This is a genomic window from Streptomyces sp. NPDC020681 (assembly GCF_044334895.1).
Lineage (GTDB): Bacteria > Actinomycetota > Actinomycetes > Streptomycetales > Streptomycetaceae > Streptomyces.
Genome location: NZ_JBIRTX010000006.1, coordinates 151,301 through 174,309 on the forward strand (window position 1 = coordinate 151,301; position 23,009 = coordinate 174,309).

Genomic DNA, 23,009 nt, shown 5'->3' on the forward strand with positions numbered 1-23,009 from the left:
TGGCGCCCAAAAACTAACACCGCTAGTTTGGGTCGCGGACGACTGCCGCAGGTTCTGGAGGAGTGCGATGAAGACCCACGACGGGATGTATATCGGCGGTCAGTGGGTGCCCGCCGCCGGACCGGACACCATCGCGGTGGTGAACCCGGCGGACGAGCAGGTCATTGCCCATGTCCCGGCCGGCACGGCCGAGGACGTCGACACCGCCGTCCGCGCGGCCCGCGCGGCCTTCCCGGGCTGGGCCGCCACACCGCCCGCCGAGCGTGCGGCCCGGATCGGCGCACTGCGCGACGTCCTTCAGGCCCGCAAGGACGAGATCGCGGAGACCGTCACCGCCGAACTCGGCGCACCGCTCGTCCTGTCGCAGAAGGTCCACGCCGCGCTGCCGATCATGGTCGCGGCCTCGTACGCGGAACTGGCCGCCGCGTACTCCTTCGAGGAGAAGCTCGGCAACTCCACCGTGCTGATGGAACCGGTCGGCGTGGTCGGCGCGATCACGCCGTGGAACTACCCGCTCCACCAGATCGTCGCCAAGGTCGCACCGGCCCTCGCCGCAGGCTGCACCGTCGTCCTCAAGCCCGCCGAGGACACGCCGCTGACCGCGCAGCTCTTCGCCGAGGCCGTCCACGAAGCCGGACTGCCCGCCGGAGTCTTCAACCTGGTGACCGGCCTCGGTCCGGTGGCCGGCCAGGCGCTGGCCGCCCACGCGGACGTCGACCTGGTCTCCTTCACCGGCTCCACCGCCGTCGGCCGGCAGATCGGCGCGACCGCCGGCGCCGCCGTCAAGCGGGTCGCGCTGGAACTCGGCGGCAAGTCCGCCAATGTCATCCTGCCGAGCGCCGACCTGGCCAAGGCCGTCAGCGTCGGCATCGCCAACGTCATGTCCAACTCCGGCCAGACCTGCAGCGCCTGGACCCGGATGCTGGTCCACAAGGACCAGTACGAGGAGGCGGTGAGCCTGGCCGCCGCCGCGGTCGCCAAGTACGTGCCGGGCGACCGGATCGGTCCCGTGGTCAGCGCCAAGCAGCAGCAGCGCGTACGGGGCTATATCGAGAAGGGTGTCGCCGAAGGCGCGCGGCTGGTCGCGGGCGGTCCAGAAGCGCCGCAGGACACCGGGTACTACATCAGCCCGACCGTATTCGCCGATGTCACCGAGTCCATGACCATCGCGCAGGAGGAGATCTTCGGCCCGGTCGTGGCGCTGCTGAAGTACGAGGACGAACAGGACGCGCTCCGTATCGCCAACGGCACCGTCTACGGTCTCGGCGGCGCGGTGTGGGCCGGGGACGAGTCCGAGGCCGTCGCCTTCGCGCGCCGGATGGACACCGGGCAGATCGACATCAACGGCGGCCGGTTCAACCCGCTCGCGCCGTTCGGCGGCTACAAGCAGTCCGGGGTCGGCCGCGAACTCGGCCCGCACGGCCTGTCCGAGTACCTCCAGACCAAGTCCCTCCAGTTCTGAGCCGGGAGAAACATCACGTGGTCCGCGCCGCCGTACTGCCTGCCGTCGGCTCTCCGCTGGAGATCACCGACATCGAACTGCCCGAGCCGGGCCCCGGCCGGGTGAGGGTCCGCCTCGCCGCCGCCGGAGTCTGCCACTCCGATCTGTCCCTGACCGACGGCACCATGCGCGTGCCGCTGCCCGCCGTGCTCGGCCACGAGGGCGCGGGCACGGTCGTCTCCGTCGGCGAAGGCGTCCACCATGTCGCACCCGGCGACGGCGTGGTCCTCAACTGGGCTCCGTCCTGCGGGAGTTGCCACCACTGCGGGATCGGCGAGGTGTGGCTCTGCGCCCAGGCGCTCACCGGAGTCGGCGAGGTGTACGCCCGCACCGCCGACGGCACCGACCTGCATCCGGGACTCAATGTCGCCGCGTTCGCGGAGGAGACCGTCGTCGCGGCGAACTGTGTCCTGCCCGCGCCGGCCGGCATCCCGCTCACCGACGCCGCGCTGCTCGGCTGCGCGGTCCTCACCGGCTACGGCGCGGTCCACCACTGTGCCCGGGTCCGCGAGGGCGAGTCGGTGGTGGTCTTCGGCGTCGGGGGCGTCGGGCTCGCGACGCTCCAGTCCGCGCGGATCGCGGGTGCCGGGGTGATCATCGCGGTGGACGTCTCGCCGGAGAAGGAGTCGCTGGCCTGCGCGGCGGGGGCTTCGGAGTTCGTGCTCGCGTCCGACGCCACGGCGAAGGAGATCCGCCGGCTGACGGGCGGGCAGGGCGCGGATGTCGCGATCGAGTGCGTGGGCCGTGCGGTCACGATCCGTACGGCCTGGGAGTCCACCCGTCGCGGCGGCCGCACCACGGTCGTCGGCATCGGCGGCAAGGACCAGCAGGTCACGTTCAACGCGCTGGAACTGTTCCACTGGGGCCGCACGCTCTCCGGCTGCGTCTACGGCAACAGCAATCCGGCGGTGGACCTTCCGGTCCTCGCGGACCATGTCCGGGCGGGCCGCCTGGACTTGACGGCGCTGGTGACGGACCGGATCGGTCTGGACGGCATCCCGTCGGCGTTCGCCAACATGAAGGCGGGCCGGGGCGGCCGGGCGCTGGTGATCTTCTAGCCGGGCCTCGGGCCGGGGGCCTTGGCCCCCGGCCCGAAAACCACAGCTGTGCAAACCGTTGACCCCATACCCACTGGTCGGTATGTTCCCCGCACTCCCCGTCCCCGCCCCATCGGAGTGTGCACGTATGGACACCGCCGCACAGCTCACGACCACCGCCTCGGCCGCGGATCCCCGCCGCCGTCGCGTCGCCACCGCAGCCGCACTCGCCTCCGCCGTCGAGTGGTACGACTACTTCGTCTTCGGCATCGCCGCCGCTCTCGTACTCGGCGATCTCTACTTCCCGTCCGGCAGCTCGTCCGCCGGAGTGCTCGCCGCCTTCGCGACCTTCGCCGTCGGCTTCCTCGCCCGGCCGGTCGGCGGCGTCATCGCCGGCCAGCTCGGTGACAAGCACGGCCGCAAGCCGATGCTGGTCCTCGCGCTGGTGCTGATGGGCATCGCCACCGTCGGCATCGGCCTCCTCCCCACGTACGAGACGATCGGCATCGCCGCTCCGCTGCTGCTCGTCCTGCTCCGCGTCCTGCAAGGCATCGCCGTCGGCGCCCAGTGGGGCGGCGCGATGCTGATGGCCACCGAGTACGCGCCGGAGGGCAAGCGCGGACTGTACGGGAGCCTGGTGCAACTCGGCGTCCCCATCGGCGTGGTGAGCGCCAACACCGTCTTCCTGGTGGCCGGCGCCACCACCAGCGACGCCACCTTCGCCGCCTGGGGCTGGCGCGTCCCGTTCTTCGTCGGCTTCCTGGTCCTCGGTCTCGCCTGGTACATCCACACGAAGGTCGAGGAGACCCCGGCGTTCCGCGAGGCCGAACAGGCCCTGGCGGCACAGGAGAAGAGCGAGGCCAGGTCGCCGCTGCGGACGATCCTGAAGAGCCATCTGGGCACCGTCCTGCTGGCCGGCGGTTCCTTCGCGGTCAACACCGCGACCTTCTACATCATCATCACCGGCGTGCTCGACTACGCGACCCGCGAACTCGACATGAAGCGCAGCGCAGTCCTGACGGTCTCGCTCTGCGTCAGCCTCACCCAGCTGGTCCTGATACCGGCCGCGGCCGCGCTCTCCGACCGCATCGGACGGCTGCGGATCTACGCGGCGGGCGCGGTCGGCCTGCTGGTCTGGGCGATCCCGATGTTCCTGCTGATCGACACCAAGTCGCTGCTCTGGCTCGGCGTCGGCACGTTCGTCACCAGCTGCTTCCTGAGCATCATGTACGGGCCGCAGGCCGCACTGTTCGCCGAGCTCTTCACCGCCGAGATGCGCTACACCGGCGCCTCGCTCGGCTACCAGATCGCGGCGGTGTTCGGCGGCGGCCTCGCGCCGTTCGTGATGGTCCTGCTGCTGGAGGCGACCGGCACCTCGATGGCGGTCTCCGCCTACATCATCGGGCTCGCGGTGGTCGCGCTGGTGTCGATCAAGATTCTGGCGTCGAGGGCCGCGGCCCGGGAGAACTGACCTCCTCCTGCGCGCGGCCACCGCTCGGCCGTGCAGGACGGCCGCCCCGCACCTCCCCCTCGCGCGGGGCGGCCGTCACCTTCCGCCCGCGGGACCGCGACACCGCGACGCCCGCCAGACACAGCGCACCACCGGCCATGGTCAGCCAGCCCGGCACCTCGTCCAGGGCCAGCCACGACATCAGCACCACCAGCGCCGGGACCGCGTAGGTCGTCGCGCCCATCCGGCCCGCGGTCGTACGCGCCAGGGCGTACGCCCAGGTCGTGAACGCCAGCGCGGTCGGGAACACGCCCAGATAGACCATGTTCAGCGTGGCCGAGGCCGGTGCGCGACCGGCCTCGTCGACCAGCTGTCCGATGAACGGCAGACAGGCCACCGTTCCGACGAGACAGCCGAACGTCGTCACCTGGAGCGCACTCGCATGCGCCAGCGCGGGCTTCTGGCCCACCACTCCGCCCGCGTATCCCACCGCGGCCAGCAGGCACAGCAGCACACCCAGCGTGGACGCGCTGCCCTCGCCGGACATGGAGAGTCCCACGGTCACCGCCCCCGCGAACGACACCGCCATCCCCGCAAGCAGCCGAGGCGGCAGCGTCTCGCCCAGCAGCCGCGCGCCGAGGAGCGCGATCAGCACCGGGCCTATGTTCACGACCATCGCCGCCGTGCCCGCGTCGACCTGCTGCTCACCCCAGTTGAGCACCACCATGTAGACGCCGAACCAGAGCAGCCCCGAGATGGCGATGCCCGGCCACGCGGCGCGCGGCGGAAGTCCCTCGCGCCGGATCAGCAGCACAGCGCCGAGTGCGAGCGACCCGGCGAGCAGCCGTCCGAGCGCGAGCGCACCTGGGGAGTACGCCTCTCCGGCGCTGCGGATCGACACGAACGCGGAGGCCCACAGGACGACGGTGACGCCCGCGGCCACCAGAGCGGGCCACGGCGAGTGGCGGTTCGAGTGCGTCATGGGCCGACCATACGGGCCCGACCCTTCGGCGTTCACCGCAATATTCCGGGCTCGACACCGAGCAGCTCGGCCAGCGCCCGCTCGCCGTCCGCGGTCACCTTCACCGCGCGCTCCGACCCGATCCGTACGCACCAGCCCGCCGCCAGAGCATGGCGGCACAGCTCCGCGCCCGCGATGCCGGCGAGATGCGGCCTGCGTTCGGTCCAGTCCAGGCACGACCGGACGAGCGGCCGCCGCCCCTTGCGCTCCAGCGAAAGCCCCAACTCCCGGAACCAGTCCGTCCCTTGCACGGTCAGCGCGAAGCCGGAGTCCTGGTGCAGCAGTCCGCGTGCGGTCATGGCGTCGGTGATCGTGATGCCGAGGCGTCCGGCGAGATGGTCGTAGCAGGTCCGGCCGCGGGCCATGGCGCTGCGCGCGTTCGCCGCCCGCAGCGTCCCGGGCCGCTCGGGACCGGGGCCGACGTAGGAGGTCAGCTCCTCGACGAGGTGCGCGACCCGCTCGTCCGCGAGACGCACATAACGGTGCCGGCCCTGACGCTCCTCGGCGAGCAGCCCGCCGGCCACCAGCTTCCCGAGATGCTCGCTGGCCGTCGACGGAGCGACTCCGGCTCGCCGTGCGAGCTCGCCAGCCGTCCAGGCGCGCCCGTCGAGCAGCGCGAGACAGAAGGACGCGCGGGTCTCGTCGGCGAGCAGTGCGGCGAACGCGGCGAGGTCACGTGAGGCGGTCATGCCTCCCAGGGTCGCGCAGTCACTGTTCGGCGGCGGCCGAACCGTTCGCCTTCTCCTTGTCGAATCCTTGTCGAAATCCGTGTCGAAGCCGGACCGCCGCTATGAGTTCTGCGCCGCCCACTTACCCCGAACGCCCGTCTCGTACTGCACCGCCAGCCCGTCGAGCAGCGCCCGAAGTCCCGTCTCGAACGCGCCCTCGTCGATCTTCTCCTGCCGGTCGGCGAGCAGATGTGCCTGGCCCAGGTGCGGATAGTCGGCGGGGTCGTACGCCGTCGCGTCGTCGACGAAGCCGCGTGCGAAGGAGCCGAGCGCCGAACCGGTGATGAAGTACCGCATCAGCGCGCCGATATACGTCGCCTGGGCAGCGGGCCAGCCCGCGCGGACCATCGCGCCGAAGACCGCGTCCGCCACCCGCAGGCCGGCCGGACGGCGGCCCGGGCCGCGTGCGAGCACCGGGACGATATTGGGGTGCGCGGTCAGTGCCGCGCGGTAGGAGACGGCCCAGTCGTGCAGCGCGACGCTCCAGTCACGGCCGTCGGCCTCGTCGAACATCGACAGATCGACCTGTGCGCTGACCGCGTCGGCGACGGCCTCGAGGATCTCGTCCTTGTTGCGGAAGTGGTTGTAGAGGGAGGGCCCGCTGACGCCGAGTTCGGCCGCGAGCCGCCGGGTCGAGACGGCCTCCAGGCCCTCCGCGTCCACGAGCGCGCTCGCCGTCTCGACGATGCGTTCTCGGCTGAGGAGGGGCTTGCGCGGTCGGGCCATGCGGCACATAGTAGGGCCTGCCGAGCAGAAACTAGCAGTGGTAGTTAAAGGCTGGAGTGTGGCGCATGAACCTGGAGCTCAGCGAGGAGCAGTCGGCCGTCCGGCAGCTGGCCGAGGACTTCGTGCGCCGTGAGGTCACCCCGTACGCGGCCGCATGGGACCGCGCCGAGAACGTCGACCGCTCCATCGTGAAGAAGCTCGGCGCGCTCGGCTTCCTCGGCCTGACCGTCGACGAGCAGTACGGCGGCTCGGGCGGCGACCACCTCGCGTACTGCCTGGTCACGGAGGAGCTCGGACGCGGAGACTCCTCGGTGCGCGGCATTGTCTCCGTCTCGCTCGGCCTGGTCGCCAAGACGATCGCCGCCCATGGCGACGAGGAGCAGAAGCGCCACTGGCTGCCCCGGCTCACCGCCGGCGACGCGCTCGGCTGCTTCGGCCTCACCGAACCCGGCACCGGATCCGACGCCGGAAATCTGACCACCCGGGCCGTGCACGACGGCGGCGACTATGTCATCAACGGCTCCAAGATGTTCATCACCAACGGCACTTGGGCCGATGTGGTGCTGCTGTTCGCCCGTAGCAATGACACGCCAGGACACAAGGGCGTCTCCGCCTTCTTGGTGCCCGCCGACACTCCCGGCCTCACCCGCCGCACCATCCACGGAAAGCTCGGACTGCGCGGACAGGCCACCGCCGAGCTGGTCCTCCAGGACGTCCGGGTGCCCGCGTCCACCCTGCTCGGCCCCGAGGGCAAGGGCTTCTCCATCGCCATGTCCGCGCTCGCCAAGGGGCGGATGTCGGTGGCGGCGGGCTGTGTCGGCATCGCGCAGGCCGCACTGGACGCGGCCGTCGGCTACGCGGGCGAGCGCGAGCAGTTCGGCAAGTCCATCGCCTCGTACCAGCTGGTCCAGGAGCTGATCAGCGACATCTCCGTCGACGTCGAGGCGGCCAGGATGCTGACCTGGCGGGTGGCCGACCTCGTCGACCGTCGCGAGGACTTCGCCACCGCCGCGTCGCAGGCCAAGCTCTTCGCCTCCGAGGCGGCCGTGCGTGCGGCCAACAACGCGCTCCAGGTCTACGGCGGCTACGGCTACATCGACGAGTACCCGGTCGGCAAGCTGCTGCGCGACGCGCGGGTGATGACGCTCTACGAAGGCACCAGCCAGATCCAGAAACTGATCATCGGCCGCGCGCTGACCGGAGTCTCCGCGTTCTGACCCGGCTTCCTGACCCGGCTTCCCGATCCGGCTTCCCGATCCGGCTTCCTGATCCGGCCTCGTGATCCGACCTTCCGATCGGCCCTTGATCAGCCTTTTGATCATCTCGAACCCTAAGCGCTTGCTCACCTTCGGGGTATGGTGTTCCCGCTGCTGAGCGGAAGGGGCAAGCGATGAGTACGGCGGAGGACACCCTCGGCGAGGACGTCCCGTGGGGCGAGGTCACGCCCGAGGCGGCGAGGAAGCTGCTTGTCGCCGCCGTCGAGGCGTTCGCCGAACGCGGCTATCACGCGACGACGACCCGGGACATCGCGGGCCGCGCCGGCATGAGCCCGGCCGCGCTCTACATCCACTACAAGACCAAGGAAGAGCTCCTTCACCGGATCAGCCGAATCGGGCACGACAAGGCGCTCGAAGTTCTGTCGGCCGCGGCCGAGCGGCCCGGCACGTCCGGTGAGCGGCTCGCCGAAGCGGTGAGCTCCTTCGTCCGCTGGCACGCCGGGAAGCACGACACCGCGCGGGTGGTGCAGTACGAGCTCGACGCGCTCTCCGCCGAGCACCGCACCGAGATCGTGGAACTGCGCCGGCAGAGCGACGCCGTCGTGCGCGAGATCTTGCGCGAGGGTGTGGAGGCCGGCGAGTTCGACGTCCCGGACGTGCCGGGGACGACGCTCGCCGTGCTGTCGCTCTGCATCGATGTGGCGCGCTGGTTCAACGTGCACGGGCACCGGACGCCCGAAGAGGTCGGCGCCCTCTACGCCGACCTCGTCCTGCGCATGGTCTCGGCCCGCAAGTAGGACCCGACCCGGTCCCGGGCTCAGAAGAAGTAGCGGGACACCGACTCGGCCACGCAGACCGGCTTGTCGCCGCCCTCGCGCTCGACCGTGACCAGTGCCGTCACCTGTACGCCGCCGCCCGCCTCCTCGACGCTCTGCAGCACGGCCGTCGCGCGCAGCCGCGAGCCCACGGGCACGGGGGAGGGGAAACGGACCTTGTTGGCGCCGTAGTTGATGCCCATCTTCATGCCCTCGACGCGCAGCACCTGCGGGACGAGGGCCGGGAGCAGCGACAGAGTGAGATAGCCGTGCGCGATCGTCGTGCCGAAGGGGCCGCTCGCCGCCCGCTCGGGGTCGACATGAATCCACTGGTGGTCGCCGGTCGCCTCGGCGAAGAGATCGATCCGCTTCTGCTCGACCTCCAGCCAGTCACTGTGTCCCAGCTGCTCGCCGACCCCGGCGCGCAGTTCATCGGCGGAGGTGAAGATCCTCGGCTCGGCCATGTCCCTGGTCCCTGCCTCTCAAGCAATCAAGCGGTTGTCTAAGCGCTTGCTCAGCATGGTTGGGGTTGGCGGCTCCTGTCAACGGAGCACCAGTAGGCTTCTCTGAGTGCCACAGATTCCCGAGACGATTCACGAGCTCACCGTCGGCCAGCTCTCCGCGCGCAGCGGGGCCGCCGTGTCCGCGCTGCACTTCTACGAGGCCAAGGGCCTGATCAGCAGCCGCAGGACCAGCGGAAACCAGCGCCGCTACGGCAGGGACGCGCTGCGGCGGGTGGCGTTCGTACGGGCCGCACAGCGGGTCGGCATTCCGCTGGCCACGATCAGGGACGCGCTCGCCGAGCTGCCCGAGGAACGCACACCGGACCGCGAGGACTGGGCCAGGCTGTCCGAGGCGTGGCGCAGTGAACTGGACGAGCGCATCAAGCAGCTCGGCCGGCTCCGTGACCACCTCACCGACTGCATCGGCTGCGGCTGTCTGTCCCTGCAGACCTGCGTCCTGTCCAACCCGGACGACATCTTCGGCGAGCGGCTGACCGGCTCCCGACTGCTGCCGGAGCGCCGGCCGCGGCCGGCGGGTGACGCGACCTGACGCTCGCGCGTCCCGGCGAATGTGACCGGCGGCCCGGTCCGGCGGCTCGGTGCGCTGCGCGCCGTCCCACGGCCGTACGCGGTCGGCGACCTGGCCGGCCCCTACGAAACACGCGCCACAAGGCGCAAAAAAGGTGGGCCCGCACCCCCGTGGCGGGCCCACCTCCGGCACGGCTACTCGTACTCCGTGCCGCCCTTGCGGGTCAGATAGGCCGGGCTGACCGCCTTGGCGATCGCGCGGCCGCCGAGCACCGGGCTGTAGCGCTCCGCGGCGGGACGTATGACAACGCCCTCCCGCAGATGCAGCTCGCGTCCGGACACCGTCTCCCGGCCGCTTGCCAGCTCCAGCACCTTGTCGATGTCGTACGGACCCTCGTACAGCCGGGGCACCAGCGGCAGTTCACCGTCCAGCAGCCCGGCCGGGTCCAGCCAGCGGACCTGGCCGTCGATCTCCGCCGACACGTCGAAGACCGCGTAACCGAGCGCCTCGGAACGGGCGTTGGCGCCGTAGCCGAGGTCCTGGACACCCGCGCCGTACACCTCGCCGAAGAAGCCGACGCGGCTCGCGCCCAGCTTCTCGGCGACGCGGGCCGCGACCGCCGGGGCGTCATGGCCGAGCACCGCGCGCCAGTACAGATTGCGCGGGTCCTCCTTGAGCGCCAGGCCCTTCGCGCCGAAACCCTTCGACGACACCTGCACCCGGCCGCCGTCCGCGGCGCTGTAGGTCAGCAGACAGGCCGAGCCGTGCAGCTTCTCCGTCAGCACCACGGGCTCGCCCGGCTCGAAGATCTCCGGATAGCGCTGGATGTTCTCGATGTCGACCCAGGGCAGCAGATCGGGCGCGGTCTCCACCTCGCCGTCCATGGTGGGCGGGATGGGCGGCGACCACTTGGTGATCGAGAGCAGTTCGGCGAAGTCGGTGCCGTCGGCGGCAGCCTGCGCGAGATCGATGTCCGCGAGCGCACGCGGCCGGCACACGATGCCCTGCGACAGCTCACCGCGCAGCCGCACCGCCTTGACCCGGTCGGACGCCTTGCCCGCGAGCCGCCCGGTCAGACCGAGCTCCTCGATCAACTCGGTCGGCAGCACGGCCTGTTCCGGAATGTAGACGGCGAAGTCACCACTGAGGTACGCGCCCTTGGCGACGACGGCGCGATACAGGCCCACCTGGGCCAGCTCGAGCGCATCGGCGTTGGGATGCTCATGGATCGTCAGCGGTTCGGCGGTGACGCGCAGCGTCGACATGTCAGGCTCCTCGGTCGTGTTTCATCGCCCACTACTGTCCGCAGCGCAAGCCCGTAGGGCCATCGATTTTCTGTCTGCTACCGTCGTCCGCCCGATCTTCGTCACTCCGACGTCCTGGCCAACGCACGGGCGTGCGCGACCAGTTCGGCGTTGGACGCGGCGGGTGAGCCGTCGGGCGCGACCAGCGCATCCTCCAGGCCCACGCGGGTGTCGAGCCCGAGCCGCAGAGCAAGCCGCAGCACCGGCCATGCGCCGCCGTCCTCGCCGTGCAGCAGCACCGGCGTGCCCTGGGCGGCTGCCAGCTCCGCCAGCAGCCCGCGGGCCGTCGTCTCCGCGGACGCCGCGTCGGGATCCGTCACCTCCGCCAGCACTCGCAACACCCGGTGCCCCAGCGCCGAGATCCCGAACAGCCGCGCACCGTCCGTCCCCGACCAGATGCCCGCCTCCACGTCGACGCCCCGCTCCAGGAGCGCGGCCGCGACCCGCTCCGCGCCCTCCTCGTGCCAGTTCACCGAGGCGTGGTCGGGCAGCACCGTCCAGGCGCGGATCTGCTCCACGCGCCGCACCGGATCCGGCTCGGCCCACGCTCCTGTCGTCACGCCGACCGGCACGTCCACCACCGCCCGTATCGCCGTGAGCACTTCGGCCACGACGCGCGGGGACAGCGTGTCGTCGCCGCACGGCGTCTTGGGGTGCACATGCACCTCGGCGGCACCGGCCGCGACGGCCTCCGCCGCGGACGCGGCCATGGCTTTCGGCGTCAGCGGCACGGCTGCGCCGTCAGCGGCCGAACGCGGCCCGTTCAGACAGACCTGGATCATGCCTTCGATAGTGCCAGCCGCCACTGACAACGCCGAGGAGTCACTGGCGGGCGCACTGGTACGTGGGGGCGCAACTCCGGTACGCGGGGGCACAACGCCGCTGTGGAGGCCGCCCCCGCGACTCTCAGGCGACCGACGCCAGATCCTGGCGTCCCGCCTTCTTCGCCGCCGCCACTGCCTCGGACGTCAGAACGGGCTGCGGCACAACAATGCCGCAGCCCGTGCACACCGGCCCGGTCCACGGCTCGTTCGCCAGGTCCTGCCGCCACACGATGGCCGTCGCCGTACAGACCGGGCAGGCGGCGCCCGGCCCGGTCTCCAGGGCGGAGATCAGCCGGCGCAGCACCTCGTCGAGCGGCGCCGATGGATGGGCGGCCGGGCTGTCGCAGCGCGCGACCCCGTTCCCGCCCCAGGTCCGCCGGTGCCAGTCGTCGATCGACGCCGGCCTCCGCAGTCCGTCGTGCTTCTCCCGCTTGCGGCGGTCCGCGAATCCCTCTTCGTACGCGAGCCAGACGGCTCGCGCCTGCTCCAGTTCGTCGAGCGCGGCCACCAGCCGCGCCGGATCAGGCGCCCGGTCCTCGGGCTCGATGCTGTGCCTCGCGCACAGATGATCCCAGGTCGCCCGGTGCCCATAAGGGGCAAACCTCTCCAGGCACTTACGCAGTGAATAGCGCCTGAGCGCCAGGTCACACCGCGTGTCGCGGACCTGTCTCGCAAGACTCCGGAAACCGGCCATCGCTCTGCCACCTCCGTCGCTGGTACTTCGGCGTTGAAGAATGGACGTACGAGTACCCGATCCGGCTCCATCGAAAATTGAATGGGCCCCATCAGTGGTGCCGAAGTCTCATTGACCCCGGGTGCGCCGATTCGAAAGCCGATTCGAAAATCGAGTCGCAATCGGATTGAAGGTGATTCAAAAGGTGACGCATGTTCACCTTACTGGCGCGTCTTACCGCCAGTAACCTCCGCCGCATCGGTCTCCTCGAGGAGCATCCATGCGACGACGCACCGGAAGACTCAAACTCTCCATCGCCTCAGCGGCGTTCGCGCTCGCCACCGGTCTGCTGGCCCCTCTGCCGCAGGCGACGGCCGCCGAACCCGCACCCCCCACCGCAGCGGCCGCCGACGGCGATCTCTGCCGGGGCCAGTGCTCCGACATCCTGCCGCCCGGCGAGAACGGCAACGCCACCCTCGCCGACATCCTCGCCCACCGTCTCTTCGGCACCCGCCCCGGCCACAGCTCCGACCAACTCGGCCGCTACGACTCCCTGGTGGGAGGCTACGGCGGGCTCACCGACGCCAAGATCAACGACTTCTTCAACGACTCCTCCTACGGTGTGCCGCAGGACCAGGTCGAGTCCGTCACCACACCCCGGCCCGACGTCACCATCACCCGCGACAGGAAGAGCGGCGTCCCGCACATCAAGGGCACCACCCGCTACGGCACCGAGTTCGGCGCCGGATACGCCGCGGGCCAGGACCGGCTGTGGATGATGGATCTCTTCCGGCACATCGGCCGCGGCGAGCTCACCCCGTTCGCCGGCGGCGCACTCGCCAACCAGGGCCTGGAGCAGCAGTTCTGGCCGCAGGCCCCGTACACCGAGGCCGACTTCCAGGCGCAGATCGAGCGGATCCGCACCACCAACGGCGCCCGCGGCGAGCAAGCCATGGCCGACGCCCAGGCCTATGTGGACGGCATCAACGCCTACCGCCAGCAGTCCAAGAACGGGCGCTACTTCCCGGGTGAGTACGTCCTCACCGGCCATATCGACTCGATCACCAACGTCGGGGAGATCCAGCCCTTCACGCTCTCCGACCTGATCTCCATCGCCTCCGTCGTCGGCGGCCAGTTCGGCGGCGGAGGCGGCGGCGAGGTGCAGGCCGCGCTCTCGCTGCTCGCCGCGCAGCAGAAGTACGGGCTGGCCGAAGGCACCAGGGTCTGGGAGTCCTTCCGGCAGCGCGAGGACCCGGAGGCCGTCCTCACCGTCCACGACGGCACATTCCCGTTCGCCCGGAAGCCCGCGAACCCGCGCGGCACCGCCCTGCCCGACGCCGGCTCGGTCGCGCCCGAACAGCTCATCCACGACCGCACCGGCTCGGCAGGCACGAACGCCAAGTCGCCCGTTCGCGCCCCGAAAAGCCTGAAGCCCGCCCAGGGCATGTTCGACGACGGTGTCATCCCGCCCGGAAGCCTCTCCGCCAGGCGCGGTATGTCCAACGCTCTGCTCGTCTCGGGAGTACACACCGCCGGCGGGAACCCGATTGCCGTCTTCGGTCCCCAAACCGGTTATTTCGCGCCACAGTTGATGATGCTCCAGGAGCTCCAGGGCCCCGGCATCTCCGCTCGCGGCGTCTCGTTCGCCGGCGTCGGCATGTACGTCCAGATGGGCCGCGGCCAGGACTACGCATGGTCCGCCACGTCCTCCGCGCAGGACATCACCGACACCTACGCCGTCGAACTGTGCGCTCCCGGCGGCGGTACCCCCGCCAAGGACGCGATCCACTATCTCTACCGCGGCGAGTGCACCGCGATGGAGAAGATGGAGCGCAAGAACGCCTGGAAGCCGTCGGTCGCCGACTCGACCGCCGCCGGTTCCTACCGGATGCAGGTCTGGCGCACCAAGTACGGCATGGTCACCCACCGCGCCACGGTGGGCGGCAAGCCCGTCGCGTACACCTCGCTGCGCACCACCTACCGTCACGAGGCCGACTCGATCATCGGCTTCCAGATGCTCAACGACCCGTCCTTCGTGACCGACGTCGCGTCCTTCCAGCAGGCCGCCCACCACATCGGCTACGCCTTCAACTGGTTCTACGCCGACTCCCGCACCGCCGCGTACTTCAACAGCGGCATGAACCCGGTGCGGGCCGCCGACGTCGACCCGGCGCTGCCCGTCGCGGCGGACCGGCAGTACGAGTGGCAGAGCTTCGACCCGGCCGCCAACACCGCCGCGTACACGCCCTTCGCTCAGCATCCGCAGTCCATCGGCCAGGACTACTACATCTCCTGGAACAACCGGCCGGCCAAGGGCTATGCGACGGCGGGCTTCGGCTTCGGCGCCGTGCACCGCGGCGATCTGCTCGACGACCGTGTGGCCCGGCTCGTCGAACAGGGCGGCGTGACCCGCGCCTCGCTCACCCGGGCCATGGCGGAGGCCGGCGTCACCGACCTGCGCGGCGAGCAACTGCTGCCCGAGCTGCTGAAGGTGCTGCGTTCCCAGCCCGTCACCGATCCTCAACTGAACGCCACGGTCCAGCAGTTGGAATCCTGGCGTGCGGCGGGCGCACAGCGGAAGGAGACCTCGCCCGGCACGCACAAGTACACCCACCCCGACGCGGTACGCATCATGGACGCCTGGTGGCCGCTGCTGATCGCAGCCGAGTTCAAACCGGGGCTCGGCGATCCGCTGTACGGCGCGTTGACCGCATCGCTCGCGGTCGACGAGTCCCCGGCGGCCAACCACGGCCCGACCGGCGCCCATGGCGGCTCGGCCTTCCAGTACGGCTGGTGGGCCTTCGCGGACAAGGATCTGCGCCAGGTGCTGGGCGAACCGGTGCAGGGCCCGCTGGCGAAGACGTACTGCGGAGGCGGCGACCTGGCCGCCTGCCGTGACACGCTCATCGCCGCGCTGAAGCAGGCGACGGCCAAGCCGCCGACCGAGGTCTATCCCGGCGACGCGAACTGCGCGGCCGGCGACCAGTGGTGCACCGACGCGATCATTCACCGGGCGCTGGGCGGGATCACCCACCCGGCGGCCAACTGGCAGAACAGGCCGACCTACCAGCAGGTCGTCGAATTCCCGTCCCACCGGTAGTCGGCCGCCGGGCAACCGCCGCCGCCCGCCCGGACGTGGGGGGGGGGGGGGGCGGGGGGGGCCCCCCCCCCCCCCCCAACGGCCCCCCCCCCCCCCCCCCCCCCCCCCCCCCCCCCACGCCCGATGCGGCCCGCCGCCAGCACCACCCGTGCCAGCTCCGCATGGCAGATGTCGCTGTGCGCGCCGGCCGGTGGGCCGCCGCGGCGCACCACCGAAGCCGTGTCCACGCTGACACAGCCGGACGCTGGTATGCCCTGCCGCAGCGCCTCGTCCAGCGACAGCCGCGCCGACGGCCGTACCGCCTGGATGCCGTCGTGACCCACGGCCCACCACCGCTTGTCCAGACCGGCCGCGGTCGCGTCGTCGCCCGCCAGGCCGGCCGCCAGCGGATAGATCACGCCGAGCGCGCTGTCGTGCCGCGAGTAGCAGGCCACCACAGGACCGTCGACCCGCTGTTCCATGGATCGCAGCGCACCGGAGTTGTGCGGCGCGTGCGGCAGGCTCGACGAGAACGCATAGTGGGAGAAAGCACCCTGAAGAAGCGTCACCGACTTCACGTTGCGTACGCCGTCAGGCAGTCCGCGCAGTGCGAAGGCGACCAGCCGGGCCCCCTGGCTGTGGCCGACCAGATGGATGCGTACATCCGGAGAGGACCGTGCCAGCTGTCCGATCAGCGGACCGAGCCCGAGCTCGCCGACCGTCCCCGCCCGCCGCTTCATGGCGTAGTACGTGGTCTGCCGCAGCAGCTCCTTCGCGCCCTTCCACACCTTCTTCAGCCCGCCGCCGAAGGAGAACGCCGCGAGCGCGGCCTCCTTGTCCCGGACCAGTTCGGTCTCCTCCAGCGCCAGCGTGAACTTGCGGCACATCGTCAGCGCGTCCTCGTACAGCACGGCGGGCGGCCCCTGTTCGTCCTGCGGGAGATCGTCCGTGAAGCAGCCGCCTTCGAGTCCGCCGACGGGCCGCTCGGCCAACTGCCGTGCCAGCCTGCCGAATTCCGCGAACGCCTCCGGCGACTCGGGCTGTTCCTCAAGGAGTTGTGCCATCCGTGCGACCGCGCCCTCGTGTCCGGGGAAGAGCCCGACCAGCGCGTGCTGCGACGCCCGGTCGAGACCCGACGCGTCGGGACCGGAGTCCGCCGCCGGTGCGTCGAGGGGCGCGAGGGCCGACGGGCGGAAGTCGGGTATCGGCTCGTCGGTGAACTTCATCGACGGCCAGACGACGCCCGCATAGCCGAGCCGCACACCGGAGGAGCCGTTCAGCAGGCCCGGAAAGGGCGCGAAGAAGGCCGAGTAGAGCCGGGCCGCGACGGACGGAGAGTTGTTCCAGCCGTGCGCGAACATCACCAGATCGGTGACGTCCAGCGCCGCCAGCAGGTCGCGCTGTGCGTGATCGACATCGCCGTCCTTGTCGAACGTGATGTCCTGATATGGCTTGACGCTCATTTCCGGCATGACTGCCCCGCCCCCTTAAATCCGCTTCTGCCAGCAGCATGCGGGCGCAGGGGGAGGGACGGCCAGACCCGGGACGCGCTGGATCGGATTCGGCCATGCCGCCTCGGTACGGTCGGCGTGGTTCAGTCCCGCACGGCGGCGGTCAGAGCCGGTCCGCCGCGTGGATGCGATGCAGATGGACGAGCACGTCGTACGAGGGAGCGAGCCGCACCGGCTCGGTCTCGACGGGCCACGCGTTGCCGATGTTCCGCGTCCGGCGGACCACACTCAGCCATTCCTGCGCGGCGGCCGGTGCGGTACGCAGGTCGAGGTAGTAGTCACGGCGCGACACCCGCTCCAGTGTCTGCTCATTGCTGCCGGGCTCCGGCGGCCCGACCGAGAACTCACGGATCGGCTCGGCCGGATCGGTCAGATCCAGCGCGTTGAACGACCCCTGCCCGAAGGTGAATCCGACGCTCGCGTACGCCGTACCGATCATGTCGCGGATGAACGCGCCCTGCAGCTTCGGATACTGCGCCGGATTGCTCGTCTCGTACCCGACATGGCCGTTGTGCGCGGAGAGCAGCATCCGGTGGCCGGTCTGCCGCTGCCACCACACCGTGTTCTCGGCCATGATCCGGTCGCGGTAGAGCATCATCCGCCCGAGTCCGGCCGGATCGGCGAAGTCGTACGAGTACATGGTGCCGACCTGCGCGATGGCCCTGGCGTGCTGGACGATCCAGGCGTGCCTGCCGAGGTCCGGTCCGGGCGGCTGCTGCTCGAGCAGTTTCAGCGCCCGCTGTACGTCAGCGGCCATCGTGCGCCGCTCGTCCAGCGGCCTGAACATGTACGCCTTTATCGTCTCGTCGACGGACGCCGTCGGCCGCGACGCCTTGTAGAGCCGGCGGAACTCCGGCAGCAGCGCCGGATACCGCTCGGCGACATGGCCCGTCACCTCGTCGAAGAGCTCGGGGCCTGCGTAGGCGGCGTCATCGCCCATGAACTGCACCGGATGATGCGGATGCCGGACGTTGTGCTCCCGCATCCAGCGGATGAGATCCAGATACTCGCGGGTGTTCCAGATGAGATACGAGTTCTGGAACTCCTCCCGCATGATGCGCTCGGGTTCGCCCTTGCCGTGCAGCACATAGTCGTTCAGGCGCAGCCCCGTGCTCCAGTTGGCCTCCAGTGCGAAGGTCGTGAAGCCCTTGCGCTCCACCAGGTCCTGGAAGACGCGGTGCTTGATGCGGAAGAACTCACGGGAGCTGTGGGTGGCCTCGCCCACGCCCACGATCTTCGCCGAGCCGATCATCCGCTCCAGCGGACGGAGATCGGACAGCGGCTGTGCCGCCCGCGCCAGCGCGCGTACGGGATCGCCGGACGGCGGGGCGGCCCGTGCCGGCTCCACCACAACGAGCGAGCCGAGAGCGAGAGCCAGCAGGAGCAACAGGGCCTGGTGTAACCGGTGTGTTGTGTGCGAGTCCATGGATCCAGGGTGTCGGCGGGCAGTACGGCCCGACCAACCAGCCAGCTCCCGTCTCGGCGGTGGTGCTGGCCCCCCCCGTCAGTAGCGGAGATACCGCTTCCGTACCGCCCGGAACGCCGCCAGATCCTCCTGCCACGCGCCCACGACCTCGTCCGTCCCGGCCCCCGCGTCGATCAGGGTCCGGACCTTCGTCGAGCCCGTCAGCTTGTCGATCCAGTTGTCCGGCCGCCAGGCGAAGCCGCTCCAGGTCCGCTTCGCCGTCACCAGCAGCGCGATCCCGGTGCGCACCGGGTCGTACGACTCCCGGTCGTGGACGTGCAGTTGGACCCCGCCGATCGTCTTGCCCTGGAACTTGGAGAACGTCGGCGCGAAGTACGCCTCGCGCAGCCGCACGCCCGGCAGCTCCAGCGCGTTCGCCGCCTCGGCCCACTTCCGGTCGATGCCCTCCGCGCCAAGGAGTTCGAAGGGGCGCGTCGTGCCGCGGCCCTCCGAGAGGTTGGTGCCCTCGAACAGGCAGGTGCCCGAGTACACCAGCGCGGTCTCCGGCGTCGGCATGTTGGGGCTCGGCGGCACCCACGGCAGGCCCGTGGCGTCGAAGAAGTCCGACCGCCGCCAGCCCGACAGCCGTACGGTCTCCAGTTCCACCGGCTGCGTGAGGAACTCGCCGTTGAACAGCCGCGCAAGCTCGGCGACCGTCATGCCGTGCGCCTGCGCGATCGGCTCGCGGCCCACGAAGGTCGCGAAGGCCTTGTCGAGCACCGGCCCGAGCGCGGCCCGTCCCGTCACCGGATTCGGCCGGTCGAGCACCACGAACCGCTTGCCCGCCAGCGCGGCCGACTGCATGCAGTCGTACAGCGTCCAGATGTAGGTGTAGAAACGCGCGCCGGCGTCCTGGATGTCGAAGACGACCGTCTCCACGCCCGAGGCCGTGAAGATGTCGGCGAGGGCCTGCCCGCTCTTCAGATACGTGTCGTACACCGGCAGCCCGGTCGCCGGGTCGTCGTAGCGGCCCTCCGAGCCGCCGGCCTGCGCGGTGCCGCGGAAGCCGTGCTCCGGTCCGAAGACGGCGACCAGATCCACCCGGTCGTCGGCGTGCATCACATCCACGATGTGGCGTACGTCGGGTGTGATCCCGGTCGGATTGGTGACCACGCCGACCCGCTGCCCGGACAGCAGGCGGTAGCCGTCGCCGGCCAGCCGGTCGAAGCCGGTGCGGACCCGGCGGCGGTCCGGGCGGCCCTTGGCCTGCGGGTGGTCCGGCGGGGCAGCGGCAGCCGCGGTGGAGCCGGTCGCGGCCAGTGCGCCCACCGCGCCGCCGGCGGCCAGCAGACCCCGTCGGGTCAGGCTCATCGGGACATCTCCGTGCTGACTGTCTGTCATGGCCACGCACGCTAGCGCGCACGGCGGGCGCGTGGAACGATCCCGGCAGCGCTCCTCGTGCCACATTCCGCCCCTCTTTCCGCCCCCACCGCCCCTTCCGCGTTACATACCGACTGGTTAGTCTGCTCAGAACGGCCGGTGCGCAGAGAGGCGGATCTTGATGAGTACGGTGCAGGGCGCTGGAGTGGTGGTCACGGGCGCGGGTGGCGGCATTGGAGCCGCTCTGGCCCGCCGGTTCGCGGCGGAGGGCGCCCGTGTCGTGGTCAACGACATCGACGCGGTCAAGGCCAAGGCGGTCGCGGAGGAGATAGGCGGGACCGCGGTGCCCGGCGACGCGTCGGAGATCATCGAGGCGGCCCGCGAGGCGCTGGACGGCGTCGTGGACGTCTACTGCGCCAACGCCGGCCTCGCCTCACCCGGCGACGCCTTCGCCGACGAGCAGGTCTGGGCCGCGGCCTGGGACGTCAATGTCATGGCCCACGTCCGCGCCGCCCGCGCGCTGCTGCCGGACTGGCTGGAGCGCGGCAGCGGACGTTTCGTCTCCACCGTCTCCGCCGCCGGGCTGCTCACGATGGTGGGCGCGGCCCCGTACAGCGTCTCCAAGCACGGCGCGTACGCCTTTGCCGAATGGCTCTCGCTCACCTACCGCCACCGTGGCCTGAAGGTGCACGCCATCTGTCCGCAGGGCGTCCGTACGGACATGCTCACCGCGGCCGGATCGGCGGGCGAGCTGGTGCTCGCGCCGAGCGCGATCGAGCCCGAGGACGTCGCGGACGCGCTGTTCGACGGCATCGAGGCCGACCGCTTCCTGATCCTGCCGCACCCCGAGGTCGCGGAGTTCTACCAGGCCCGGGCCGCGACACCGGGCCGCTGGCTGGCCGGGATGAACCACATTCAGCAGAAGTGGGAAGGAGCGGTTCAATGACCTCGATCTACGCCGCCAAGCCCTGGACCGCGCAGCTCACCGACGCCCAGCGGGCCGCCGTCACACCCCCGGCGACCGTCGTGCACTCCTTCCGTGCCGCCGTCGACCGGGCGCCCGAGCACACCGCGCTCGCCTACTTCGACGGCCGGCTCACCTACCGCGAGACCGACACGCTCTCCGACTCCGTCGCGGGCCATCTGGCCGCCCGTGGCATCGAGCGGGGCGACCGCGCCGCGATCATGCTGCAGAACACTCCGCACTTCGTGATCGCGCTACTCGGTGCGTGGAAGGCCGGAGCCACCGTCGTCCCGCTCAACCCGATGTACAAGTCGGCCGAGGTCGGCCATGTGCTCGACGACGCCGATGTCGCCGCGCTGATCTGCTCGGACCGCGCCTGGGACGGCTATCTGCGCGAGTGCGCCGCCGCCTCACCGGTGCGCGTGGTGCTCACCGCCTGCGAGCTCGATCTGCAGAGCCGCAACGACACGCGCGTACTCGGCTTCGAGCGGCAGCCGACGCCGGACGACGCCGACGACCTGGTGACCGTGGCCCGCCAGGGCCTGGCCGCGCCCGCGGGCCGTGAACTCACCGGTGACGACACCGCGTTGATCAGCTACACCTCCGGCACCAGTGGCACGCCCAAGGGCGCCATGAACCTGCACAGCGGCATCACCTACAACGCCGAGCGCCAGCGCACCGGCCATCCGGTGCCCGAAGGCGGCTGCTACTTCGCGCTCGCGCCGCTGTTCCACATCACCGGCATGGTCTGCGAGCTCGCCGCCTGCATCGCCAACGCGGGCACGCTCGCACTCGCCTACCGCTTCGAGGCGGGCGTCGTCCTCGACGCCTTCGCCGAGCACCGGCCGGCCTACACCGTCGGCCCCTCCACGGCCTTCATGGCGCTCGCCGCCCATCCCGCGGTCAGCCGCGAGCACTTCGACTCCTTCCTGGTGATCTCCTCGGGCGGCGCGCCGCTGCCGCCCGCGCTGGTCGAGAAGTTCCGCGCCGGCTTCGGCCCGTACATCCGCAACGGCTACGGGCTCACCGAGTGCACCGCGCCGTGTGCCTCCGTGCCGCCGGAGAAGGAGGCCCCGGTCGATCCCGCGTCCGGCACGCTCTCCGTCGGAATTCCGGGCCCGGACACGCTGATCCGGATCGTCGACGAGAAGGGCGAGGAGGTGCCGTTCGGCGAGCAGGGCGAGATCCTGATCAGCGGCCCGCAGGTCGTGCCGGGTTACTGGCGGCTGCCGGAGGCCACCGCCGAGGCGTTCCCCGACGGCGAGCTGCGCAGCGGTGACATCGGCTTCATGGACGCGGACGGCTGGCTCTATGTCGTCGACCGCAAGAAGGACATGATCAACGCCTCGGGCTTCAAGGTCTGGCCGCGCGAGGTCGAGGACGTCCTCTACACCCACCCGGCGGTGCGCGAGGCGGCCGTCGTCGGTGTACCGGACGAGTACCGCGGTGAGTCGGTCAAGGCGTATGTCAGCCTGCGGCCGGGAGCATTGGTCGAACCGGCTGAAATCTCCGCATACTGCGCAGAGCGCCTGGCTGCGTACAAGTATCCGCGCGAAGTCGAGATCCTCGCGGAGCTGCCGAAGACGACAAGTGGGAAGATCCTCAGGCGGGAACTGCGTTTCCCCGGGTAAGTTACCGATTGGTATTGAGCAGTACCGAACGAGAGGTGGGTGGCGGCAATGGCCAGGACGACGGACGGGGACGGCACCCCCGTACCGCAGAGGCTACTGGCCGCCGCCACCAGACTCTTCGCCGAGCGCGGCTACGACCGCACCTCCGTCCAGGAGATCGTCGAGGCGGCCGGCGTCACCAAGGGGGCGCTGTACCACTACTTCGGCTCCAAGGAAGACCTCCTCCAGGAGGTCTACGCACGGGTGCTCCGGATCCAGCAGGAGCGTCTCGACGCCTTCGCGGACGCCGACGAGCCGGTGGAGCAGCGGCTGCGCGGCGCGGCGGCCGATGTCGTCGTGACGACCATCGACAACCTCGACGACGCCGCGATCTTCTTCCGCTCGATGCACCATCTGAGCCCGGAGAAGCACAAGCAGGTACGGGCGGAACGGCGGCGCTACCACGAGCGGTTCCGCGCGCTGGTCGAAGAGGGCCAGCAGAGCGGCGTGTTCTCCTCGGCCACGCCCGCGGACCTGGTGGTGGACTACCACTTCGGCTCGGTCCACCACCTGTCCACGTGGTACCGCCCCGACGGCCCGATGAGTCCGCAACAGGTCGCGGACCACTTGGCGGACATGCTGCTGCGGGCGCTGCGGCCGTAAGGGCTGACGCCCGTGCCGGGGCTGCGCCCCAGACCCCGTTGGCCTTCGATCGCGTGCTCAGCCGCCGGC

The 23,009-nt window shown here is 70.6% G+C and carries 20 protein-coding genes; 10 read left to right on the forward strand and 10 right to left on the reverse strand.

Going from position 1 to position 23,009, the window contains the following annotated elements; all coding sequences use genetic code 11:
* Window positions 1-67: 67 nt before the first annotated feature.
* The 3 genes from ACH4YL_RS16500 (at window position 68) to ACH4YL_RS16510 (ending at window position 4,009) form a co-directional block, all read left to right on the forward strand.
* Entirely contained in the window at window positions 68-1,462 is a 1,395-nt protein-coding gene (locus tag ACH4YL_RS16500) for an aldehyde dehydrogenase family protein (protein ID WP_398508022.1), read from the forward strand.
* 17 nt (window positions 1,463-1,479) lie between these two features.
* Complete coding sequence (locus tag ACH4YL_RS16505) at window positions 1,480-2,559, forward strand: zinc-binding dehydrogenase (protein WP_398508023.1); 1,080 nt, start codon at window positions 1,480-1,482, stop codon at window positions 2,557-2,559.
* A 127-nt stretch (window positions 2,560-2,686) separates the two neighbouring features.
* Entirely contained in the window at window positions 2,687-4,009 is a 1,323-nt protein-coding gene (locus tag ACH4YL_RS16510; protein ID WP_398508024.1) for an MFS transporter, read from the forward strand.
* On the opposite strand, the gene ACH4YL_RS16515 is transcribed toward ACH4YL_RS16510, so the two are convergent.
* The 3 genes from ACH4YL_RS16515 to ACH4YL_RS16525 all read right to left on the reverse strand — a co-directional run bounded on the left by ACH4YL_RS16515 (window position 3,969) and on the right by ACH4YL_RS16525 (window position 6,463).
* Complete coding sequence (locus ACH4YL_RS16515; protein ID WP_398508025.1) at window positions 3,969-4,970, reverse strand: DMT family transporter; 1,002 nt, start codon at window positions 4,968-4,970, stop codon at window positions 3,969-3,971. The genes ACH4YL_RS16510 and ACH4YL_RS16515 overlap by 41 nt on opposite strands.
* A gap of 32 nt (window positions 4,971-5,002) precedes the next feature.
* Window positions 5,003-5,698, reverse strand: coding sequence for an ArsR/SmtB family transcription factor (locus ACH4YL_RS16520; protein ID WP_398508026.1), 696 nt, complete (start codon window positions 5,696-5,698; stop codon window positions 5,003-5,005).
* Window positions 5,699-5,797: 99 nt separating this feature from the next.
* Window positions 5,798-6,463, reverse strand: coding sequence for a TetR/AcrR family transcriptional regulator (locus ACH4YL_RS16525; protein ID WP_398508027.1), 666 nt, complete (start codon window positions 6,461-6,463; stop codon window positions 5,798-5,800).
* A gap of 65 nt (window positions 6,464-6,528) precedes the next feature.
* Between ACH4YL_RS16525 and ACH4YL_RS16530 the strand changes: the two genes are divergently transcribed.
* Window positions 6,529-7,680 carry an acyl-CoA dehydrogenase family protein gene (locus ACH4YL_RS16530; protein WP_398508028.1) on the forward strand — a complete coding sequence of 384 codons (1,152 nt, stop codon included), beginning with the start codon at window positions 6,529-6,531 and terminating at the stop codon, window positions 7,678-7,680.
* A 173-nt stretch (window positions 7,681-7,853) separates the two neighbouring features.
* The gene (locus tag ACH4YL_RS16535; RefSeq protein WP_398508029.1) at window positions 7,854-8,477 is read left to right on the forward strand and encodes a TetR/AcrR family transcriptional regulator; all 624 of its coding nucleotides are present in this window, start codon (window positions 7,854-7,856) and stop codon (window positions 8,475-8,477) included.
* A 20-nt stretch (window positions 8,478-8,497) separates the two neighbouring features.
* Here ACH4YL_RS16535 and ACH4YL_RS16540 read toward each other — a convergent pair whose 3' ends face one another.
* Entirely contained in the window at window positions 8,498-8,959 is a 462-nt protein-coding gene (locus ACH4YL_RS16540; RefSeq protein ID WP_398508030.1) for a MaoC family dehydratase, read from the reverse strand.
* Between the two features lie 106 nt (window positions 8,960-9,065).
* Here ACH4YL_RS16540 and soxR point away from each other — a divergent pair, with 106 nt between their 5' ends.
* Entirely contained in the window at window positions 9,066-9,548 is a 483-nt protein-coding gene (gene soxR, locus ACH4YL_RS16545; RefSeq protein ID WP_398508031.1) for a redox-sensitive transcriptional activator SoxR, read from the forward strand.
* 173 nt (window positions 9,549-9,721) lie between these two features.
* Here the strand turns inward: soxR and ACH4YL_RS16550 are convergent, their stop codons facing one another.
* The 3 genes from ACH4YL_RS16550 to ACH4YL_RS16560 all read right to left on the reverse strand — a co-directional run bounded on the left by ACH4YL_RS16550 (window position 9,722) and on the right by ACH4YL_RS16560 (window position 12,349).
* Window positions 9,722-10,792 (reverse strand): RNA ligase (ATP), encoded by a 1,071-nt coding sequence (locus tag ACH4YL_RS16550; RefSeq protein WP_398508032.1) that lies wholly within the window; start codon window positions 10,790-10,792, stop codon window positions 9,722-9,724.
* 101 nt (window positions 10,793-10,893) lie between these two features.
* Window positions 10,894-11,613, reverse strand: a complete 720-nt coding sequence (locus ACH4YL_RS16555) for a 3-keto-5-aminohexanoate cleavage protein (RefSeq protein ID WP_398508033.1) — start codon at window positions 11,611-11,613, stop codon at window positions 10,894-10,896.
* Between the two features lie 124 nt (window positions 11,614-11,737).
* Window positions 11,738-12,349: a hypothetical protein gene (locus ACH4YL_RS16560; RefSeq protein WP_398508034.1), complete on the reverse strand. Its 612-nt coding sequence runs from the start codon at window positions 12,347-12,349 to the stop codon at window positions 11,738-11,740.
* Window positions 12,350-12,608: 259 nt separating this feature from the next.
* Between ACH4YL_RS16560 and ACH4YL_RS16565 the strand changes: the two genes are divergently transcribed.
* The gene (locus tag ACH4YL_RS16565) at window positions 12,609-15,428 is read left to right on the forward strand and encodes a penicillin acylase family protein (protein WP_398508035.1); all 2,820 of its coding nucleotides are present in this window, start codon (window positions 12,609-12,611) and stop codon (window positions 15,426-15,428) included.
* Here the strand turns inward: ACH4YL_RS16565 and ACH4YL_RS16570 are convergent.
* The 3 genes from ACH4YL_RS16570 to ACH4YL_RS16580 form a co-directional block, all read right to left on the reverse strand.
* Window positions 15,392-16,879: a serine-threonine protein kinase gene (locus ACH4YL_RS16570; protein WP_398508036.1), complete on the reverse strand. Its 1,488-nt coding sequence runs from the start codon at window positions 16,877-16,879 to the stop codon at window positions 15,392-15,394. The genes ACH4YL_RS16565 and ACH4YL_RS16570 overlap by 37 nt on opposite strands.
* A gap of 142 nt (window positions 16,880-17,021) precedes the next feature.
* Window positions 17,022-18,344 carry an erythromycin esterase family protein gene (locus tag ACH4YL_RS16575; protein ID WP_398508037.1) on the reverse strand — a complete coding sequence of 441 codons (1,323 nt, stop codon included), beginning with the start codon at window positions 18,342-18,344 and terminating at the stop codon, window positions 17,022-17,024.
* A 78-nt stretch (window positions 18,345-18,422) separates the two neighbouring features.
* Window positions 18,423-19,694 carry an exo-beta-N-acetylmuramidase NamZ domain-containing protein gene (locus ACH4YL_RS16580; RefSeq protein WP_398508038.1) on the reverse strand — a complete coding sequence of 424 codons (1,272 nt, stop codon included), beginning with the start codon at window positions 19,692-19,694 and terminating at the stop codon, window positions 18,423-18,425.
* Window positions 19,695-19,884: 190 nt separating this feature from the next.
* Between ACH4YL_RS16580 and ACH4YL_RS16585 the strand changes: the two genes are divergently transcribed.
* The 3 genes from ACH4YL_RS16585 to ACH4YL_RS16595 are packed head-to-tail and all read left to right on the forward strand — an operon-like array spanning window position 19,885 to window position 22,940.
* Entirely contained in the window at window positions 19,885-20,649 is a 765-nt protein-coding gene (locus tag ACH4YL_RS16585; protein ID WP_398508039.1) for an SDR family oxidoreductase, read from the forward strand.
* Complete coding sequence (locus tag ACH4YL_RS16590; protein ID WP_398508040.1) at window positions 20,646-22,298, forward strand: AMP-binding protein; 1,653 nt, start codon at window positions 20,646-20,648, stop codon at window positions 22,296-22,298. The genes ACH4YL_RS16585 and ACH4YL_RS16590 overlap by 4 nt, the downstream gene beginning before the upstream one ends.
* Before the next feature lie 48 nt (window positions 22,299-22,346).
* Window positions 22,347-22,940, forward strand: coding sequence for a TetR/AcrR family transcriptional regulator (locus tag ACH4YL_RS16595; protein WP_398508041.1), 594 nt, complete (start codon window positions 22,347-22,349; stop codon window positions 22,938-22,940).
* Window positions 22,941-23,009: the final 69 nt, after the last annotated feature.

What these genes read in the sequence shown, in the direction of transcription:
- ACH4YL_RS16535 (WP_398508029.1), top strand. Translation starts at nt 7,854, where the DNA reads ATGAGTACGGCGGAGGACACCCTCGGCGAGGACGTCCCGTGGGGCGAG.
- ACH4YL_RS16565 (WP_398508035.1), top strand. Translation starts at nt 12,609, where the DNA reads ATGCGACGACGCACCGGAAGACTCAAACTCTCCATCGCCTCAGCGGCG.
- ACH4YL_RS16595 (WP_398508041.1), top strand. Translation starts at nt 22,347, where the DNA reads ATGGCCAGGACGACGGACGGGGACGGCACCCCCGTACCGCAGAGGCTA.
- ACH4YL_RS16580 (WP_398508038.1), bottom strand. Translation starts at nt 19,694, where the DNA reads ATGAGCCTGACCCGACGGGGTCTGCTGGCCGCCGGCGGCGCGGTGGGC.
- ACH4YL_RS16520 (WP_398508026.1), bottom strand. Translation starts at nt 5,698, where the DNA reads ATGACCGCCTCACGTGACCTCGCCGCGTTCGCCGCACTGCTCGCCGAC.
- ACH4YL_RS16585 (WP_398508039.1), top strand. Translation starts at nt 19,885, where the DNA reads ATGAGTACGGTGCAGGGCGCTGGAGTGGTGGTCACGGGCGCGGGTGGC.
- ACH4YL_RS16560 (WP_398508034.1), bottom strand. Translation starts at nt 12,349, where the DNA reads ATGGCCGGTTTCCGGAGTCTTGCGAGACAGGTCCGCGACACGCGGTGT.
- ACH4YL_RS16570 (WP_398508036.1), bottom strand. Translation starts at nt 16,879, where the DNA reads ATGCCGGAAATGAGCGTCAAGCCATATCAGGACATCACGTTCGACAAG.
- ACH4YL_RS16500 (WP_398508022.1), top strand. Translation starts at nt 68, where the DNA reads ATGAAGACCCACGACGGGATGTATATCGGCGGTCAGTGGGTGCCCGCC.
- ACH4YL_RS16540 (WP_398508030.1), bottom strand. Translation starts at nt 8,959, where the DNA reads ATGGCCGAGCCGAGGATCTTCACCTCCGCCGATGAACTGCGCGCCGGG.
- ACH4YL_RS16590 (WP_398508040.1), top strand. Translation starts at nt 20,646, where the DNA reads ATGACCTCGATCTACGCCGCCAAGCCCTGGACCGCGCAGCTCACCGAC.
- ACH4YL_RS16525 (WP_398508027.1), bottom strand. Translation starts at nt 6,463, where the DNA reads ATGGCCCGACCGCGCAAGCCCCTCCTCAGCCGAGAACGCATCGTCGAG.
- ACH4YL_RS16510 (WP_398508024.1), top strand. Translation starts at nt 2,687, where the DNA reads ATGGACACCGCCGCACAGCTCACGACCACCGCCTCGGCCGCGGATCCC.
- ACH4YL_RS16575 (WP_398508037.1), bottom strand. Translation starts at nt 18,344, where the DNA reads ATGGACTCGCACACAACACACCGGTTACACCAGGCCCTGTTGCTCCTG.
- ACH4YL_RS16555 (WP_398508033.1), bottom strand. Translation starts at nt 11,613, where the DNA reads ATGATCCAGGTCTGTCTGAACGGGCCGCGTTCGGCCGCTGACGGCGCA.
- ACH4YL_RS16530 (WP_398508028.1), top strand. Translation starts at nt 6,529, where the DNA reads ATGAACCTGGAGCTCAGCGAGGAGCAGTCGGCCGTCCGGCAGCTGGCC.
- ACH4YL_RS16515 (WP_398508025.1), bottom strand. Translation starts at nt 4,970, where the DNA reads ATGACGCACTCGAACCGCCACTCGCCGTGGCCCGCTCTGGTGGCCGCG.
- ACH4YL_RS16550 (WP_398508032.1), bottom strand. Translation starts at nt 10,792, where the DNA reads ATGTCGACGCTGCGCGTCACCGCCGAACCGCTGACGATCCATGAGCAT.